The 16023-nt window shown below is 67.1% G+C and carries 16 protein-coding genes; 3 read left to right on the top strand and 13 right to left on the bottom strand.

Going from position 1 to position 16023, the window contains the following annotated elements; genetic code table 11:
• A partial coding sequence (locus tag FMZ75_RS13935) for a GDP-mannose 4,6-dehydratase (protein ID WP_166143603.1) occupies nt 1-109 on the bottom strand: 109 nt, incomplete at its 3' end.
• A 265-nt stretch (nt 110-374) separates the two neighbouring features.
• Between FMZ75_RS13935 and FMZ75_RS13940 the strand changes: the two genes are divergently transcribed.
• Together FMZ75_RS13940 and FMZ75_RS13945 are read left to right on the top strand one after the other, a co-directional pair.
• A complete protein-coding gene (locus tag FMZ75_RS13940; RefSeq protein ID WP_166143605.1) occupies nt 375-1667 on the top strand; it encodes a glutamate-5-semialdehyde dehydrogenase in 1293 nt (430 codons plus the stop codon).
• A 217-nt stretch (nt 1668-1884) separates the two neighbouring features.
• The gene (locus FMZ75_RS13945) at nt 1885-2520 is read left to right on the top strand and encodes a nicotinate-nucleotide adenylyltransferase (RefSeq protein ID WP_166143607.1); all 636 of its coding nucleotides are present in this window, start codon (nt 1885-1887) and stop codon (nt 2518-2520) included.
• On the opposite strand, the gene FMZ75_RS13950 is transcribed toward FMZ75_RS13945, so the two are convergent.
• Nucleotides 2473-2736, bottom strand: coding sequence for a hypothetical protein (locus FMZ75_RS13950; protein ID WP_018264358.1), 264 nt, complete (start codon nt 2734-2736; stop codon nt 2473-2475). The two genes, FMZ75_RS13945 and FMZ75_RS13950, sit on opposite strands and share 48 nt — an antisense overlap.
• A 240-nt stretch (nt 2737-2976) precedes the next feature.
• Nucleotides 2977-4335, bottom strand: a complete 1359-nt coding sequence (gene rimO, locus FMZ75_RS13955) for a 30S ribosomal protein S12 methylthiotransferase RimO (RefSeq protein WP_166143609.1) — start codon at nt 4333-4335, stop codon at nt 2977-2979.
• A 224-nt stretch (nt 4336-4559) separates the two neighbouring features.
• On the opposite strand from rimO, the gene FMZ75_RS13960 reads away from it, so the two are divergent.
• Nucleotides 4560-5537, top strand: a complete 978-nt coding sequence (locus tag FMZ75_RS13960) for a beta-ketoacyl-ACP synthase III (RefSeq protein ID WP_166143611.1) — start codon at nt 4560-4562, stop codon at nt 5535-5537.
• Between the two features lie 7 nt (nt 5538-5544).
• On the opposite strand, the gene FMZ75_RS13965 is transcribed toward FMZ75_RS13960, so the two are convergent.
• The 10 genes from FMZ75_RS13965 to FMZ75_RS14010 all read right to left on the bottom strand — a co-directional run bounded on the left by FMZ75_RS13965 (nt 5545) and on the right by FMZ75_RS14010 (nt 16006).
• A complete protein-coding gene (locus FMZ75_RS13965) occupies nt 5545-7323 on the bottom strand; it encodes an FAD-dependent oxidoreductase (protein ID WP_166143613.1) in 1779 nt (592 codons plus the stop codon).
• A gap of 30 nt (nt 7324-7353) precedes the next feature.
• Nucleotides 7354-7635 carry a hypothetical protein gene (locus FMZ75_RS13970; protein ID WP_166143615.1) on the bottom strand — a complete coding sequence of 94 codons (282 nt, stop codon included), beginning with the start codon at nt 7633-7635 and terminating at the stop codon, nt 7354-7356.
• Nucleotides 7636-7646: 11 nt separating this feature from the next.
• Complete coding sequence (pheT, locus tag FMZ75_RS13975; protein WP_166143617.1) at nt 7647-10070, bottom strand: phenylalanine--tRNA ligase subunit beta; 2424 nt, start codon at nt 10068-10070, stop codon at nt 7647-7649.
• Nucleotides 10067-10690 carry a DNA polymerase III subunit epsilon gene (locus FMZ75_RS13980; protein ID WP_166143619.1) on the bottom strand — a complete coding sequence of 208 codons (624 nt, stop codon included), beginning with the start codon at nt 10688-10690 and terminating at the stop codon, nt 10067-10069. The genes pheT and FMZ75_RS13980 overlap by 4 nt, the downstream gene beginning before the upstream one ends.
• Nucleotides 10687-10980 carry a DUF2442 domain-containing protein gene (locus FMZ75_RS13985; RefSeq protein ID WP_166143621.1) on the bottom strand — a complete coding sequence of 98 codons (294 nt, stop codon included), beginning with the start codon at nt 10978-10980 and terminating at the stop codon, nt 10687-10689. Before FMZ75_RS13985 ends, FMZ75_RS13980 begins: the two co-directional genes overlap by 4 nt.
• Entirely contained in the window at nt 10961-11197 is a 237-nt protein-coding gene (locus FMZ75_RS13990) for a DUF4160 domain-containing protein (RefSeq protein WP_166143623.1), read from the bottom strand. Before FMZ75_RS13990 ends, FMZ75_RS13985 begins: the two co-directional genes overlap by 20 nt.
• 3 nt (nt 11198-11200) lie before the next feature.
• Complete coding sequence (pheS, locus tag FMZ75_RS13995; protein WP_166143625.1) at nt 11201-12283, bottom strand: phenylalanine--tRNA ligase subunit alpha; 1083 nt, start codon at nt 12281-12283, stop codon at nt 11201-11203.
• Between the two features lie 122 nt (nt 12284-12405).
• Nucleotides 12406-13539: an alpha-amylase gene (locus tag FMZ75_RS14000; protein WP_166143627.1), complete on the bottom strand. Its 1134-nt coding sequence runs from the start codon at nt 13537-13539 to the stop codon at nt 12406-12408.
• A 326-nt stretch (nt 13540-13865) separates the two neighbouring features.
• Nucleotides 13866-15053: an acetate/propionate family kinase gene (locus FMZ75_RS14005; protein WP_166143629.1), complete on the bottom strand. Its 1188-nt coding sequence runs from the start codon at nt 15051-15053 to the stop codon at nt 13866-13868.
• Nucleotides 15050-16006 (bottom strand): bifunctional enoyl-CoA hydratase/phosphate acetyltransferase, encoded by a 957-nt coding sequence (locus tag FMZ75_RS14010; protein WP_166143632.1) that lies wholly within the window; start codon nt 16004-16006, stop codon nt 15050-15052. The genes FMZ75_RS14005 and FMZ75_RS14010 overlap by 4 nt, the downstream gene beginning before the upstream one ends.
• Nucleotides 16007-16023 lie beyond the last annotated feature (17 nt).

Consider the following 16023-nt stretch of genomic DNA (forward strand, 5'->3'; position numbering starts at 1 on the left):
AGGAGCGGCGGATCACGCCATAGACTTCATAGCCTTTGCCGAGCAGAAGCTGTGCGAGATAGGCTCCGTCCTGTCCGGTAATGCCCGTCAACAGCGCGCGTTTGGTCATCCGAAGAACCTCGTTTCGGTGTGCTCCGCGCATTCGCAGGGTCCGTTTCGCCTGCGCTCGGATACCCAGTCGGGCGTCGCCGACGAGTCGTTCGTCTCGGCCGCTCGGCGCCGAGGCCCGCGAGCCGTGGCGTATTACAAAAGGCTCCGCCGGAAGGCAAGTCCGCTCGGAATCGCCTGTTCGGAATCGCCTGCTCGAAACCGCCGGCTTTCAGCGGCGGGGCGATTCGTGCTAGCGGATCGCGAGCAGTCGAAAGGCGAAGAAAATGGCGCAGGCGGAAGCAATCGTGACGAGCGAGCGGGCGATCGGCGAGCTGATGTCCACGCTCGGCGCCGGCGCCCGGCGGGCGGCGCGGTCGGTCGCGCTGGCGTCGGCCGAGACCAAAAACGCCGCTCTGCGCGCTGCTGCGGCGGAGCTGCGCCGGCGCATGGGCGAGCTGCTCGCCGCCAATGCGCTGGATGTCGCGGAGGCGAAATCGCGTGGAACCGCCGCCGCTTTTCTCGATCGGCTGACGCTCGATCCCGCGCGCGTCGAGGCGATGGCGCGCGGCCTCGAGGAGATCGCCGAGCTGGCCGATCCCGTCGGCCGGCTGCTGGCGTCCTTCGAGCGCCCCAATGGCCTCCTCATCGAGCGCGTGGCGACGCCGCTCGGCGTCATCGGGGTGATTTACGAGAGCCGGCCCAATGTCACCGCCGACGCCGGCGGCCTCTGCCTCAAGGCCGGCAACGCCGCCATTCTGCGCGGCGGCTCGGAGAGCCTGCGCTCCTCTCGCGCGATCCATGCCTGTCTCGTCGCCGGCCTCGTCGCCGCCGGCCTGCCGGAAGAGGCGATCTCGCTGGTCCCCGTCGCCGATCGCGCCGCCGTCGGCGCCATGCTCGCCGGTCTGGACGGCAATGTCGACGTCATCGTGCCGCGCGGCGGCAAGAGCCTGGTCGCGCGCGTGCAGCATGAGGCGCGCGTGCCGGTCTTCGCGCATCTCGAGGGCATTGTTCATGTCTTCGTCCACGCGCAAGCCGATCTCGACATGGCGAAGCATATATTGCTCAACGCCAAGCTCCGCCGCACCGGCATTTGCGGCGCCGCCGAGACGCTGCTGGTCGATCGCGCCTGCGCGGCCACGCATCTCGAGCCGCTCGTGAAGATGCTGCTCGACGCCGGCTGCGAGGTGCGCGGCGACGCCGCGACGCAGGATGTCGACGTGCTCGTTCTGCCGGCGAGCGAGGAGGATTGGCGCGCCGAATATCTCGACGCCATCATCGCCGTCCGCGTCGTCGATGGGCTGGAGGCGGCGATCGCGCATATAGAGACTTACGGCTCGCATCACACAGATTGCATCATCACGCAGAATGAGGAAGTGGCGCGGCGCTTCATGGCCGAGGTGGATTCGGCGATCGTGCTGCACAACGCCTCGACGCAATTCGCCGATGGCGGCGAGTTCGGCTTCGGCGCCGAGATCGGCATAGCGACGGGCCGCATGCATGCGCGCGGCCCGGTGGGCGTCGAGCAGCTCACCTCGTTCAAATATCGCGTCCACGGCGCCGGGCAGGTGCGGGGATGAGCGCGCGGAATCTTCGTGCGCGCTCCCTTCTCCCACTTGTGGGAGAAGGTGGCCCGACGCAGTCGGGTCGGATGAGGGTCGCCGAGGTTTTCCGTATGCGAGCCGAGTTGGTCCCAAAGAATGCTGTGGCCGCCAGGGCCCTCATCCGACCTCGCTTCGCGAGGCCACCTTCTCCCACAAGTGGGAGAAGGAAGCGCGAGCTTTCGAAGATTTCGCGATGATCCGCCTGCCGCCTCACGCGCCGGGGATGCGCATCGGCCTCTTCGGCGGCTCTTTCGATCCGCCGCATGAAGGCCACGCCCATGTCTCGCAGGTGGCGTTGCAGAGGCTGGCGCTCGATCGCCTCTGGTGGCTGGTGACGCCCGGCAATCCGCTGAAGGAGACCGCCGGCCTGCCGTCTCTGGCGCAGCGCATCGCCGCGGCGCAGAAAGTCGCCCGCGATCCGCGCATAGTGGTCACGGGGCTCGAGGCGGAGATCGGCGCGCGCTATACGGCGGACACGCTGCGTTTTCTGCATCGGCGCTGTCCAGGCGTGCGCTTCGTCTGGATCATGGGCGCGGACAATCTGCTGCAGTTCCACCGCTGGCGCGATTGGCGGGAGATCGCGCAAACGACGCCGATCGCCATCGTCGATCGGCCGGGCGCGACCTTTCGCGCCGCCTCGGCCAAAGCGGCGCAACGCTATGCGTCCGCCCGCCTGCCGGAGAGCGCGGCGGCGCTGCTCGCCGACATGCCGCCGCCCGCTTTCGTCTATCTCCATGCGCCGCGCGTGGCGCAGTCTTCCACCGCGCTGCGCAATGCGCGATTACTTGCCGGCGCTGCGCCGCTGCCACCAGAGCAGCGCGGCCCCTAGGCCGATCATCGGCACGACGACCAGCACATAGGTCCAGATCGTGCCTTCGTCATAAGGGTGACTGTCGTAATAGCCGAACTCGACCGCCTGCTGATACGGATTGCGGAAGAAGAAGGTGACGAACACCCACAAGGCGAGGATGACCGCCGTGAAGAACATCAGCTGACGGCTGGCCAGCAGACGCGGAATGCGGTCCTTCGGGGGTTCTTCGGTCATGGGCGGCGCTCCTCGGTTATTGTTGTTCAGCATTCGTCGTGCGCGCTCCTTCGCCCACTCGTGGGAGAAGGTGGCCTCGCGAAGCGAGGTCGGATGAGGGTCGCTGCGGTTCGTGGCCTATTTTTATCGTTTATCACTCGCTTTCGCGGCCGGGGCCCTCATCCGACCCGGCTTCGCCGGGCCACCTTCTCCCGCAGGCGGGAGAAGGATGCGCGCGCGGCGAGGCTTCGCGCTCTTATATCACACCGCCGCGCCATAGAGATCATAGGCGTCGGCGCGGTCGATCTTCACTGTTACGATGTCGCCGGCGCGCAGTGGGCGGCGCGAGGAGATATGCACGGTTCCGTCGATCTGCGGCGCGTCCGCCTTGCTGCGTCCGCGTGCGAGGCCTGTGGCGCCGCCGCCGGGCTCGTCCACCAGAACTTGCAGGCGCTTGCCGATCTTGCGCTTCAGGAGGCGGGCGCTCACCTTCTGCTGGCGCTCCATGAAGCGCTTCCAGCGCTGGTCCTTCACCTCGGGCGGGATGGCGTCGCGCGGCAGATCGTTGGCCGGCGCGCCGGCCACGGGCTCGTAGCGGAAGGCGCCGGCGCGGTCGATCTCCGCCTCCTCCAGCCAATCGAGCAGATAGGCGAAATCCTCTTCCGTCTCGCCGGGGAAGCCGACGATGAAAGTGGAGCGCAGCGCGAGATCGGGGCAGATGCGTCGCCACGCCTTGATGCGCTCCAGCGTCTTCTCCTCATTGGCGGGACGCTTCATCGCCTTCAGCACGGAAGGGGCGGCGTGCTGAAAGGGAATGTCGAGATAGGGCAGGATATTGCCCTGCGCCATCAGCTCGACGACCTCGTCCACATGCGGATAGGGATAGACATAATGTAGCCGCACCCAGGCCCCGAGCGAGCCCAGCTCCTTTGCGAGGTCGAGGAAACGCGCGCGCACGCTGCGGTCGCCCCATTGGCTTTCGGAGTAGCGCAGATCGCGGCCATAGGCGCTGGTGTCCTGCGAGATGACCAGCAGCTCCTTGACGCCCGCCTTCACCAGCCGCTCGGCCTCGCGCAGCACCTCGCCCGCGGGCCGCGAGGCCAGCGAGCCGCGCAAATGCGGAATGATACAGAAGGAGCAGCTATTGTCGCAGCCTTCCGAGATTTTGAGATAGGCGTAATGGCGCGGCGTGAGCTTGACGCCCTGCTCGGGCACGAGATCGAGAAACGGATCATGGCTCGGCGCGGCGGCGGCGTGGACGGCCTCGACCACGCTCTCATAGGCTTGCGGGCCGGTGATCGCCAACACGTCGGGGAATTGCTCGGCGATCGCCTGCGGCTCGGCGCCCATGCAGCCGGTGACGACGACCTTGCCATTCTCCTTGAGCGCCGCGCCGATCGCCTCCAGCGACTCGGCCTTGGCGCTGTCCAGAAAGCCGCAGGTGTTCACCACCACGACATCGGCCCCCGCATGGGTGCGCGAAAGCTCATAGCCTTCGGCGCGCAGGCGCGTGAGGATGCGCTCGCTGTCGACGAGCGCCTTGGGGCAGCCGAGCGAGACGAAGGAGACGCGCGGCGCCTCTTTGGCGGGCGCGGGCGGGTCGGAGGGGACGTTCTGCATGGGCGAAGGCTTGCCATGGCGCGCGCGCCGTGGCAATCGCCCCCGGCGCGGATCGAAACGTGAACTCCGCCAAACTCGAGCCAGGCGGAACTCGAGCAGGCAATCTCGAGCTAGGCTTGGGGATTAACGAATTTTAAGGTTCGCGCCTCGCCGATCCCTGCTAGGCATGAGGTATCCCCGGCGGCGCACGCTCGCCGGGGTCAGAAGGAAGAGGCTGCACGCCGTTGCTCAGAACCGTCATACTCGGAACCGGATCCTACGCCCCCGCGAAGGTTCTGACCAACGCCGACCTCGAGAAAATGGTCGCGACCAATGGCGCCTGGATCGTCAGCCGCACCGGGATCGAGGAGCGGCGCATCGCCGCGCCGGGCGAATCCACCTCCGATATGGCCGCCGCAGCAGCGAAAAACGCGTTGGAGCTGGCCGGCGTCGATCCACGCGAGCTGGACCTCATCATCGTCGCCACAGTGACCGGCGACGCGCAGACGCCCGCCTGCGCCGCCTTTCTGCAGGCCAAGATCGGCGCCGAGAACGCTTTCGCCTTCGATGTCTCGGCCGCCTGCGCCGGCTCGCTCTATGCGCTCTCCATCGCCGATCAGTTCATCAAGACCGGCAAGGTCCGCCGCGCGCTGGTCGTGGGGGCGGAGACGCTGAGCCGCGTCGTCGATTGGACCAATCGTGAGACCTGTGTGCTGTTCGGCGACGCCGCCGGCGCCATGGTGCTCGGCCCGGGTGAGGAGGAGGGCCGCGGCCTTCTCGCGACCAGCCTGCGCACCGATGGAACATTGACCAGCATTCTCGGCATTCCGCGCGCCTATGATCCGCGTCAGGACGGGCCGACGCCGGGGGAGGCGCATAAGATCAAAATGCGCGGCCGCGAGGTCTATAAGGTCGCGCTGCGCTTGCTGCCGGAGATCGTCACCGAGGCGTTGGCCATGGCCGGCCTCGAGGCGAAGGATGTCGATCACGTCATCGCGCATCAGGCCAACGCCCGCATCATAGAGGCGTCGCTGGCGCAGCTCGGCGTGCCGCTCGAGAAATGCTGGATGAATATTTCCCGCTTCGGCAACACGTCGAGCGCTTCCATGCCGATCACGCTGGACGAGGCCAATCGCGCCGGCCGGCTGAAGAAGGGCGATGTGATCGCCATGATGGCGATCGGCGCCGGAATGACCTGGGGCGGCGCTGTTCTGCGCTGGTGAGGCGCTTTCAGCGTGGGGCCGTCTCCAGCGCTTGCAGCGCTGCGCGGCGACCGGAGCCGATCGCGCTCTCGATAGATGGGGCGCCTTCGACATGCTGGCCCGCGAAAACGATCGGCCCCAGCGGCGCGCAGGCGATGCGCCGCGGCGCCTGGGCGCGGTCGAGCCTGCCGCTCGCGCCTCGCGTCGCGCCGAAGAGGAAATTCGGCGGCGGCCGCAACATGCTGTGGCCCCAGCGATAGAGGAAGAGCGCGCGCACATCGCGATCGAAATCGAAATCCGCGCCGCGCATCAGCCGCGACAGATCGCTGCGGAGGGAGTCTTCGTAATCGGAAAAGGGCGTGTGCAGCAGCTTCATGCGCGCTTCGGCGAGAGCGCCCAGCGGCGCGTCGCAGCCGCCGTAGAAGGTGAGCGTCGTTTGCCGCTGGGGAGCGGCGCGCTTGTCGCTCATCCAATCGGCGACGATGTAATTGACGAAATGCCGGCCGCCCCACCAGCTCTGACTGTAGCCGAGCCCGAGCTGCGCCAAGGGCGCCGCGTGGCGCAGCACGACATTGGCGGTGACGAGCGGCGCCGCATGGAATTGCGTCCATGCCGCTTTGCGCGCGGCGTCGGAAAGATGCGCGACGAGATGGCGCGCGCTCTGCGCCGGCGCGGCGAGGATAATCCGCTCGCCGAAGATGCGATGAAAGCGGCCATCCTGGAAATAGACGACGTTCGCGCCACGCGCCGTCGTCTCGATCCGTAGCGCCGTGGCGTTGGTTTCGAAACGCGGCGGCGTCTCGCTCTGCGTCAGTCGGCGCGAAATGCGGCGCGCGATTTCCGACGTTCCGCCCGGATAGGCGAAGACGGAGCCGCGGGTCAGCTCGCTCGACAAGAATGTGATGGCGCTATGAGCGTTCACCTGCTCGGCCGTTCCGCCGAAAGCGGTCAGCGTATAGGCGGTGAAAAAGCGCGAGACGATCGCGTCGCAGCCGAGCGTCGTCTCGAGATGCTGCGCGAGGCTGACGCTCGAGAGATCGTCGAGCGCCGGGTCGCTCTCATCGGCCGGTTCGGCGAGGCCTTTTTCGCCGAGCGCGCGGATCGCCGCGAAAGCGCGGGCGAAGTCTTCCCGCAGGCGCGCGTCATAGGGAAGATGCGCGGCGCCGCGCTCGAATGTGTCTATGTTCCAGCCGCGCGCGCCGGCGCCGAGGCCGGGCGCGAATTCGTCGAAGTAGAAGCTGCTCTCCGGGCCGGGGACGCTCTGCGCCAGCCAATCGACGTCGATGGCGCGATAGAATTGCGCGAGCCAATCGGCGGAAGGCGCGGCTCCATAGGCGCCGGCGGTGGAGGCCGGGCCGGGGAGGGGCGGGGCGTCGTCACGGCCGGCGTTGCCGCCGAGGACAGGCGCCGCCTCGAGGATCAGCAGGCGCGCCTGCGGGCGCTCGCGCAGCAGATGATGCGCGGCGGAAAGGCCGGACAGGCCGCCGCCGATGACGATGACGTCGAAGCTTCCATTCGTGTCCAGAATGGGAAAAGTTCCGGCGCTCTCGTCGCATCCCGGCGCGAGCGAGACGGAGCCTTTCTCGAACGTCAGGCGACCGTCGCGCAGCCAATGCGAGACGGCGAAAACGGAAGGGAGATTGCCGCCGCGCAGAGCGCGCGGATCGAGGCCGATCGGCCCGTCGCAGGTTCCGCCCGCGAAAGCGCGCGCGGAAACGCTGCGCGAGACAGCGCCGCCCGCGGCGATCAGCAGGCCATTGAGAAAATCGCGTCGCGCTATGCCGCCGATCGAGGGTGTTCGAGCCATTGGTCGCTCCTCCCTCGCCGGCGGCGGTCGTCAGCGGCCGCCGGGCGAAAACATCATGCGCAAGCGCCCGCGGTGGCCTCGTTCCGCGAAAGCGCCGGGGCGCTTGTCGCTCTGGGAGGCCGCCTCCTCCGCCGGAGCGAAGGAGAGCGCGGAAGCGTTGCTCCGCGTGCGGGCGGCCGGGCCGAAGGAGGCGAGACAGCGATTATAGGCGTCCGCCGCCTGTATCTGCTCGCAATCGCCGATATTGCGCGGCGCGGCGGCCGCGGCGGAGCAAAAACCGGCGAGGCAGGCAATGAAGACGAAGCGAATCATGCGAAGCATCGTCAACCTCTGAGTTGGGCGCCCGTTTTCTTGCCCGCCTCTGTGACAATTTTGTGGGCGAGGGCCTCGAGATCGGCGTCGGTGAGCGTTTTGTCGCGGGGCTGCAGCCGCACGGCGACGCCGACGGATTTCTTGCCCTCCGGCACGCCTTGGCCTTCATAGATGTCGAAGACGCTGACATCGGTGATGAGCGCGCGATCGGCGCCCTGCACGGCGCGAATGAGATCGCCGGCCGGCTGGTCGCGATCCAGCAGAAAGGCGAAATCGCGCGAGACCGGCTGGAGATCGGAGAGCTCCAATTTCGCCTTGGCCTTGGTGGGCTTGGCCTTGGGCGCCGGAAGCGCGTCGAGAATAATCTCGAATGCGGCGATCGGCCCCTCGACGTCGAGCGCCTGCAACACGCGCGGGTGCAATTCGCCGAAATGGCCGATGACCGCCTTGGGGCCGAATTGCAGCGTCGCCGAGCGGCCCGGATGGAGCCAGGAGGGGCCGCCGGCGACGATCTGCAAGCCGCCCGTGGCGACGCCGAGCGTCTGCAGCAGCGCGAGCGCGTCGGCCTTCACGTCGAAGACGCCGACCGCGCGCTCCTTGCCCGACCAATGCCGGCCGGCGCCGGCCGGCAGAGCGAAGCCGCGGCGCAGACCCGTGGCGGCGATCTTCTGGCCCTTCTCATCCTCGCCGAGGAAGATTTGCCCGACCTCGAACAGAGCGACATCGGGAAAGCCGCGCGCGGCGTTGCGGCCGGCGGCGGTGACGAGGCCGGGCAGCAGGCTCGGCCGCATGTCCGAGAGTTCCGCCGCGATCGGATTGGCGAGGGCGAAGCGATTTTCGCCGCTGCTACGGAAAGCTTGTGCCTGCTCCTCGGAGACGAAGGACCAGGTGACGGCCTCGACCATCCCGCGCGCCGCCAGCGCGCGTCGCGCCGCGCGCGTGCGCTTCTGCAGCAGGGTGAGAACTGGCTCGGTTACGCCGGCGTTGCGCGGCAGCGGCGCCGCGGCGATGGTGTCGAAGCCGGCGATGCGGGCGATCTCCTCGACGAGATCGGCCTTGCCTTCAATGTCCGGGCGCCAGCTGGGAACGCCCACCAGCGCCTCCTCGCCCGCCGCCTCGATCGTGAAGCCGAGGCGCGTGAGAATGGCGGTCGACTCGTCTTTCGAGACGTCGAGGCCGGTGAGGCGCTTCGTCTCGCTCCAGGGGAAGCGCAGCCGGCGCGTCGGCGTTTCCGCCGCGCCGCAAATGGCGACGTCGGACGCCTCGCCGCCGCAGAATTCCAGCACCAGCTTCGTCGCCAGCTCGAGGCCGGGCAGAGCGAAGGACGGATCGACGCCGCGCTCGAAACGATAGCGCGCGTCGGTGGAGATGCCGAGCTTGCGGCCGGTGTGGGCGATATTGGCGGGATCCCACAGCGCGGTCTCGATCAGCACGTCCGTCGTGTCGTCGGAGCAGCCGGAATGCTCGCCGCCCATGACGCCGGCGAGAGATTCGGGGCCTTTGTGGTCGGCGATGACGACCATGTCGGAATCGAGCTTATAGGTCTTGCCGTCGAGCGCGAGCAGCTCCTCGCCGGCGCGGGCGCGGCGCACCACGAGCTCGCCCGCCACTTTCTTCGCGTCGAAGACATGCAGCGGACGCGCGCGGTCGAAGGTCAGATAATTGGTGATGTCGACGAGCGCGTTGATCGGGCGCAGGCCGATGGCGCGCAGGCGATCCTGCAGCCAGGCCGGGCTCGGGCCATTCTTCACGCCGCGCACCAGACGCAGAGCGAAGAGCGGCGCGAGATGCTCGTCCGCGTCCACGAAATCGAGCGTGACGCGCTGCGGAATGGCGAAGCGGCTTTCGATCGTTTCCACTGGCGGCGTCTTCAGCGTTCCGAGGCCTGCGGCGGCGAGATCGCGCGCAATGCCATAAATGCCGGCGGCGTCGGAGCGGTTGGGCGTCAGATTGATCTCGACGACCGGATCGTCGAGCCCGGCCCATTTGGCATAGACCGCGCCGATGGGGGCGTCCTCCGGCAGCTCTATGATGCCGTCATGCTCGTCGGAGAGCTCCAGCTCGGCGGCCGAGCACAGCATTCCGAGCGATTCGACGCCGCGGATGACGCCCTTGCCGAGCGTGATCTTCTTGGCCGGAATATAGGTTCCGGGCGCGGAGAAGACGGTCTTCAATCCCGTGCGGGCGTTGGGCGCGCCGCAGACGACCTGCACCGGCGCGCCTTCGCCCGTATCGACCATGCAGACGCGCAGGCGATCGGCGTTGGGATGCGGCTTGGCCTCGATCACATGCGCGATGCGGAAATCCTTCAGCTGCGCGGCGGGATCGTGCAAATGCTCGACCTCGAGGCCGATGCGCGTCAGAGTTTCGACGACCTCCTCGAGCGAGGCGCTCGTCTCGAGATGGTCTTTCAGCCAGGAGAGTGTGAGTTTCATGCGGGAACGTTCCGGAAATCTTCGTGCTTTTTGGGCTGCGCGGCGCTGACGCGCAAGGCGCAGTGTAGGACATTGGCGTAGCCGAGCGCATCGTCGATCGCTCTATGCGTGTGCGCATGGCCGCCGAGCCAGTCTTTGGGAAACGAGACGTCATGCGCTTGCGCATAGCTCCAGCCGAAGAGGCCGATGAGCAGGCTGCCGATGTCGAGACCCGCTCCGTGGAACAGCTGTCGCCCTTCCCAGGGCGCGGAGAAGACGCGCGCGCCGGCGAAGCGGCGCAGATATTCGTCGATCCAGACGCCATCGAGCATCAGCGGGCGAGACGCGAAGACGCGGACGGCGGCGAAGCTCTCCACCCAATCGGCGAAGGCGATCATCGCTTCTTCGGCCGCGCGCGGATCGCGCGTCGACGCTTCATAGGCGAGCGGCTGCGTCGCCCACCAGGCGGCCGTATGCGGATCGGGCGAGCGGCCCGCGAGAGGCGCGACATTGACCTCGAATGTCCCGACGACGCCGCTGTCGGCGTCCAGCGCGGCAGAAGCGAAGCTGATCATCGAATTGCGCGACGGATCTGGTCCATCGAGCTCGACGTCGGTGACGAAATAGATCGTTGAGCTCATCTCGGCGAGGCGCCTCGTGCGGCCTGTGCGGGAGGCGTCGCGCCCGGCGCTTTTTGACCGCGCAGCATGCTGGCGACGCTGATGTCTTCGTCGATCTGCGGCCAATGCATTCCCATCGGCATGAATTCGACGACATTGCGCGCCGAAGGCGACGCGCTCGCGAGGCGGGGATACCACCACAGAGGCGTGCGCAGCTCGCGGCCGTCGGCGAGCGTCACATTCAGGAAGTCGTCGTCGCAATGCGCGGCGATCGGGCGGCTGTCCTCGATGTCAATTTGCAAAATAGTCATGCCACGCCTCCAGAAAGATGCCGCGCTCCTCGCGCGTCTTTCGGATGATCTCGTTCAGCTCCTTGGCGGAGTAACCGAGATTGATCGCGAGATTGAGGTCGTTCAGCCAGATTTTCGCTTCCTTGCCGTCCTTGACCACATGGATATGAGGCGGCTCCCATCCATCCGCCGAGTAGAAGAAGAAGCGATAACCTCGCCATCGCAGCAGGGAGGGCATGCCTCACCCGCTCAACCCGCCCGCCAGCGTCGGGAAATCCAGCGGCCTGAATCCATAATGCGTCAGCCAGCGCGCGTCGGCCTCGAAGAAGGCGCGGAGATCCGACATGCCGTATTTCAGCATGGCGAGACGATCTATGCCGACGCCGAAGGCGAAGCCCTGATATTTGTCGGGATCGAGCCCGCAATTGCGCAGCACATTGGGATGCACCATGCCGCAGCCCAATATCTCCATCCAATCCTCTCCCTCGCCGAAGCGAATGTCGCCGTCCTTGCGGCGGCATTGCACATCCACTTCCGCGGAAGGCTCGGTGAAGGGGAAGAAGGAGGGGCGAAAGCGCATCTTCACCGACTTCACCTCGAAGAAGGCCTTCAGAAACTCCTCCAGCACCCATTTCAAATGGCCCATATGGGTCGTCTCGTCGATGACGAGCCCCTCGACCTGATGGAACATGGGCGTATGCGTCTGGTCGCTGTCGCAGCGATAGGTGCGGCCGGGGCAGATCACGCGGATCGGCGGCGCCTTGCTCAGCATTGTGCGCACCTGCACCGGGCTCGTATGCGTGCGCAGCAGCTTGCGCTTGCCGTCCGCGCCCGGCGGAAAGAAGAAAGTGTCGTGCATCTCCCGCGCGGGATGCCCCTCGGGGAAGTTCAGCTTGGTGAAATTATAATCGTCGCTTTCAATGTCCGGCCCTTCGGCGACGGAAAAGCCCATATCGGCGAAGATCGCCGTCAGCTCGTCCATCACCTGCGAGATCGGATGAATGCGCCCCAGCTCCTGGCCGCTCTCCTGCACCGGCAGCGTCACATCCACCGTCTCGGCGGAAAGGCGCTTCTCCAGCGCTTGCGTCTGCAGGACGTCGCGACGCGCGGCGAGCGCCTCTTGAGCCTTGTCCTTCAGCGCATTGATCTTGGCGCCTTCGGTCTTGCGGTCCTCCGGCGACATTTTGCCGAGCGTGGCCAGCAGCGCCGAAATGCTTCCCTTTTTGCCGAGAGCGCCGACGCGCACGGCCTCGAGCGCGGCCTCATCGGCCGCCGCCGCGATCGCCGCCAGAGTCTCGGTCTCCAGTTCCGCTATGTTCGTCATCGTCCCGCCACGGCTTTTTTGAGATTCCGGGGCGGTTTGTGCCACGCTCGGCAGGCGATGTCGAGAACGCGGGCGGCGGGGGGCGTCGCCGCGCCGGGGCCGCCGCGCCCGCACCGACTATTTTAGATTCTCCAGCGCAGCGCCATGCCGGCCTGCCAGTTCTTGGAGAGCTGCGGGCCGTTGAGGCTTTGATAGACGGGGATGCCCGCCTCCAGCGCGATGGTCAGCGCCTCCTGGCCGATGAGCGCGCCGCCGATCGTCGCGCCGCCCCACAGCTCCACGCGCTGGCCGCCGTAGAAATTGGGATTGGCCGCCTGCGCCTTGCCGCGGATCATCGGATCGAGGCCGCGAATCTCGCCCTGCGTCGTGGCGTTGACGCGGAAAGTGGTGGTCAGGCCCTTTATCCAGCTATAGCCGGCCCAGCCGTTGAACTCGTGCAGATCGCCATAGAGATAGCCTTCCGGATTGGCGGCCAGCGGAAAGCGGCCGCGATAGGAGAGGCCCCAGGACCATTTGTCGATATGGCCGGCGTAGACGATTCCGGGCAGCACGTCGAAAGTGCCGGCGCCCGGCTGCAATGCATAGAAGGCGCGGCTCGTCGCATAGCTGCCGTCCGGCAGCAGCAGGCGGAATGTGTTGTGGGTGCTTCCGGTCGGGAAGCTCATGCCGAGATTGAGCTGAATGCGATGTATCTCGTCCTGATAGACGCGATAGATCGTCGAGGCGGTGAAATCGGTGAGGCCGTCGGTTCCCGTATGGCTGAGCCCGAGACGCTCGAGGCTCGTCGGTCCTTTGAACGCGAGCATGTCGAGATTGCGCTCGATCATGCCGCCGGTGACGACGACGGACCAGTCCTTGGTGATTCCATAGGCGAGCGCCAGCGTCTGCGAGGCGACGGAGACATTCTGCGGCACGAGCCTGAGCTTCGATGTCGGATGGCCGAACCAGGGCGTCGTCGCGACCACCTCTTCCGACGAGAGTCGCCGCGTTCCTTTCAATGTATGCGAGAGATTGGCGAATTGCGGGATGATGGAGACGACGAGCTTGCCGGCGGGCGGCATATCGGCGCCGAAGACGCCGAGCGGCGCCGGCGGCAGGGGCGCAGGGGCGGCGACATCGGGCGCAGGCGCGGCGACGAGCTTGGCTGGCGCGTCCGCGCCGGCCGCCTCTCCGACGCAGACGCCGAGCAGAGCGGCGGCGATGGCCAAAGTCTTCGCGCTCACGAGGATCGGGCGCGGCGGAGCGCTTCGTTTCATTCTCATCATTTTGTGTCTGCCCCTCGTCGGCGCCGCGCTCCGTCGGGGCGCGACGGACAAAAAAAGCCGCCGTCCGACGATCGCGTTTTGGGCGCGACACGATCGGAACAGCGGCGTTGCTGATTTTGGCCCCTCTTTGGGCCGCGCCGAAAGCTCGGCTCTCGGCGTCCGACTAGACGCAATCTCCGCGCCATCTCAGTGCGGCCGGCCTCATCTCGACAAATCAGGCGCTTGTGAAAAAGCGGCGCGCGGGCGGCGCGAAAATTAGCCTGCAAAATATGCGACGGGCGCCGAATTGCTGTGCGATTTTCGGCGCTTCGTCGCTCTCAATGGACGCCGAGCAGCGCCTGCGCGGCCTCGGCGATCACCGCTTCCTCATTGGTCGGAAGCACGAGGGTTTCGACGCGGCTCGACGGCGCGCTGATGACTTGCGCATTGGCCGCATTCGTCGCATCGTCCAGCGCGAGGCCGAGAAAGCCGAGATAGGCGCAGATTCGCGCGCGCATGGACGGCGAATTTTCGCCGACGCCGGCCGTGAAGACGAGGCGATCCAGCCCGTTCAGCGCGCTCGCCAGCGAGCCGATCTCGCGCGCCGCGCGATAGGCGAAGAGCGCCATGGCCTCCTCCGCCGCCGGCGAGGCGCTCGCCTCGAGCGCGCGCAGATCGTCGCTGATTTCGGAGACGCCGAGCAGGCCCGATCGCTCATAGAGCAGAGCATGAACCTCTTTCGGCGAATAGCCCTCCTGCATCACGAGATGCAGCAGCAGTCCGGGGTCGATCGCGCCGCTGCGCGTGCCCATCATCAGCCCGTCGAGCGCCGTGAAGCCCATTGTGGTGGCGACGCTCTCGAGATCGTGCATGGCGCAGAGGCTGGCGCCATGGCCGAGATGCGCGACGATCGTGCGGCCCGGAGCGCGCTCGAGGCGGCGCAGCTCTTCCGCGATGAACTGATAGGAGAGGCCGTGAAAGCCGTAGCGCAGCACGCCGCGCTCGGCGAATTCGCGCGGCAGCGGAAACAGCTGCGCGAGACGCGGCTGCGTGCGGTGAAAGGCCGTGTCGAAACAGGCGATCTGCGGCAGCCTGGGCGCGCTGTCGAGCAGGCTGCGGATCGGCGCGAGATTATGCGGCTGATGGCTCGGCGCGAGCGGCGAGAGCGCCTCCAGCCGCCGCAAAATGTCCGGCGTCACCAGGACGGGGCGGTCGAATTCCGCGCCGCCATGGACGACCCTATGCCCCACGGCCGCGAGGGGAAGCTCCGCCAGCCGCTCGCCGATCGCCGCGATGAGCCAGCGCGCCGCGCCCTCATGGTCTGTGTCCGGCGAGGGGCCTTCTCCCGCCATCAGCGCCGTCGCCGCCTCGCCTTTCGCCGAAAAATGGGCGGGCCGGTCCTTCTCCTTTATGGCGGTGACGCCGCCGCGGCACAGAGGCGCGAGCGTCGCTGCGTCGTAGAGCGCGAATTTGAGGCTCGAGGAGCCGGCGTTGAGCGCCAATAGAACTGCAGAAGCGCCGCTCACACACCCTCCACCACGCGATGGGTGAAGAGCTGCGCCAGCGCGCAGGAGACGATGCGGGCGCGCACGCCATCGGCGCGGCTCGTCAGCACGATCGGCACGCGGGCGCCGAGCACAATGCCGGCGTCCTCGGCGTCGGCGAGATAGACGAGCTGTTTGGCGAGTATGTTGCCGGCCTCGAGATCGGGAACGAGGAGAATGTCGGCATAGCCGGCGACGTTGGAGACAATGCCTTTCGCCTTCGCGGCCTCGGGCGAGATGGCATTGTCGAAGGCGAGCGGACCATCGACGTCGGCGCCGGTGATCTGGCCGCGATCGGCCATTTTGCAGAGCGCGGCGGCCTCGATCGTCGACGGGATTTTGGCGTCCACCGTCTCTACGGCGGAAAGAACGGCGAGCTTCGGCCGTTCTATGCCGAGCGCATGGGCGAGGTCTATGGCGTTTTGCGCAATGTCGCGCTTCTCGGCGAGCGTGGGGGCTATGTTGATCGCCGCGTCGGTGACGAGCAGCGGCTTGCAGTAATTGGGCACGTCGAGCACGAAGACATGGCTGACGCGCCGCTCCGTGCGCAGGCCGGTCCCCTCCCGCACCACGGCTCCCATCAGCTCGTCGGTATGCAGCGAGCCTTTCATCAGCGCCTCGAGCTCGCCGCGACGCACCAGCTCGACGCCATTGTCGGCGGCGGCGTGGCTATGCGGCGCATCGACGATCTCGACGCCCTCGAGCGAGAGGTTCGCGGCGGCGGCCGCCGCCGCGAGCTTGGCGCGTGGCCCGACAAGAACGGGCGTGATGAGCCCTCGGTCGCGCGCGGCGAGGGCGCCTTCTATCGACACGGCGTCGCAGGGATGCACCACGCCGATGCGAATGGGCCGCATCGCCCGGCAGCGCTCGAGCAAGCTCTCGAAATACATGCCGCAAGGCGCGGCAGAGGCCAGAGCATCGCGCCGGAACAGCATCACGACCTCCTTGTGCG

This window comes from Methylosinus sp. RM1, assembly GCF_011378635.1.
Taxonomy (GTDB): domain Bacteria; phylum Pseudomonadota; class Alphaproteobacteria; order Rhizobiales; family Beijerinckiaceae; genus Methylosinus; species Methylosinus sporium.

Excerpts from the sequence above, each read along its gene's own strand:
- FMZ75_RS13940 (WP_166143605.1), top strand. The coding sequence starts at position 375 with ATGGCGCAGGCGGAAGCAATCGTGACGAGCGAGCGGGCGATCGGCGAG.
- FMZ75_RS13945 (WP_166143607.1), top strand. The coding sequence starts at position 1,885 with ATGATCCGCCTGCCGCCTCACGCGCCGGGGATGCGCATCGGCCTCTTC.
- FMZ75_RS13950 (WP_018264358.1), bottom strand. The coding sequence starts at position 2,736 with ATGACCGAAGAACCCCCGAAGGACCGCATTCCGCGTCTGCTGGCCAGC.
- rimO (WP_166143609.1), bottom strand. The coding sequence starts at position 4,335 with ATGCAGAACGTCCCCTCCGACCCGCCCGCGCCCGCCAAAGAGGCGCCG.
- FMZ75_RS13965 (WP_166143613.1), bottom strand. The coding sequence starts at position 7,323 with ATGGCTCGAACACCCTCGATCGGCGGCATAGCGCGACGCGATTTTCTC.
- FMZ75_RS13970 (WP_166143615.1), bottom strand. The coding sequence starts at position 7,635 with ATGATTCGCTTCGTCTTCATTGCCTGCCTCGCCGGTTTTTGCTCCGCC.
- pheT (WP_166143617.1), bottom strand. The coding sequence starts at position 10,070 with ATGAAACTCACACTCTCCTGGCTGAAAGACCATCTCGAGACGAGCGCC.
- FMZ75_RS13980 (WP_166143619.1), bottom strand. The coding sequence starts at position 10,690 with ATGAGCTCAACGATCTATTTCGTCACCGACGTCGAGCTCGATGGACCA.
- FMZ75_RS13985 (WP_166143621.1), bottom strand. The coding sequence starts at position 10,980 with ATGACTATTTTGCAAATTGACATCGAGGACAGCCGCCCGATCGCCGCG.
- FMZ75_RS13990 (WP_166143623.1), bottom strand. The coding sequence starts at position 11,197 with ATGCCCTCCCTGCTGCGATGGCGAGGTTATCGCTTCTTCTTCTACTCG.
- pheS (WP_166143625.1), bottom strand. The coding sequence starts at position 12,283 with ATGACGAACATAGCGGAACTGGAGACCGAGACTCTGGCGGCGATCGCG.
- FMZ75_RS14000 (WP_166143627.1), bottom strand. The coding sequence starts at position 13,539 with ATGAAACGAAGCGCTCCGCCGCGCCCGATCCTCGTGAGCGCGAAGACT.
- FMZ75_RS14010 (WP_166143632.1), bottom strand. The coding sequence starts at position 16,006 with ATGCTGTTCCGGCGCGATGCTCTGGCCTCTGCCGCGCCTTGCGGCATG.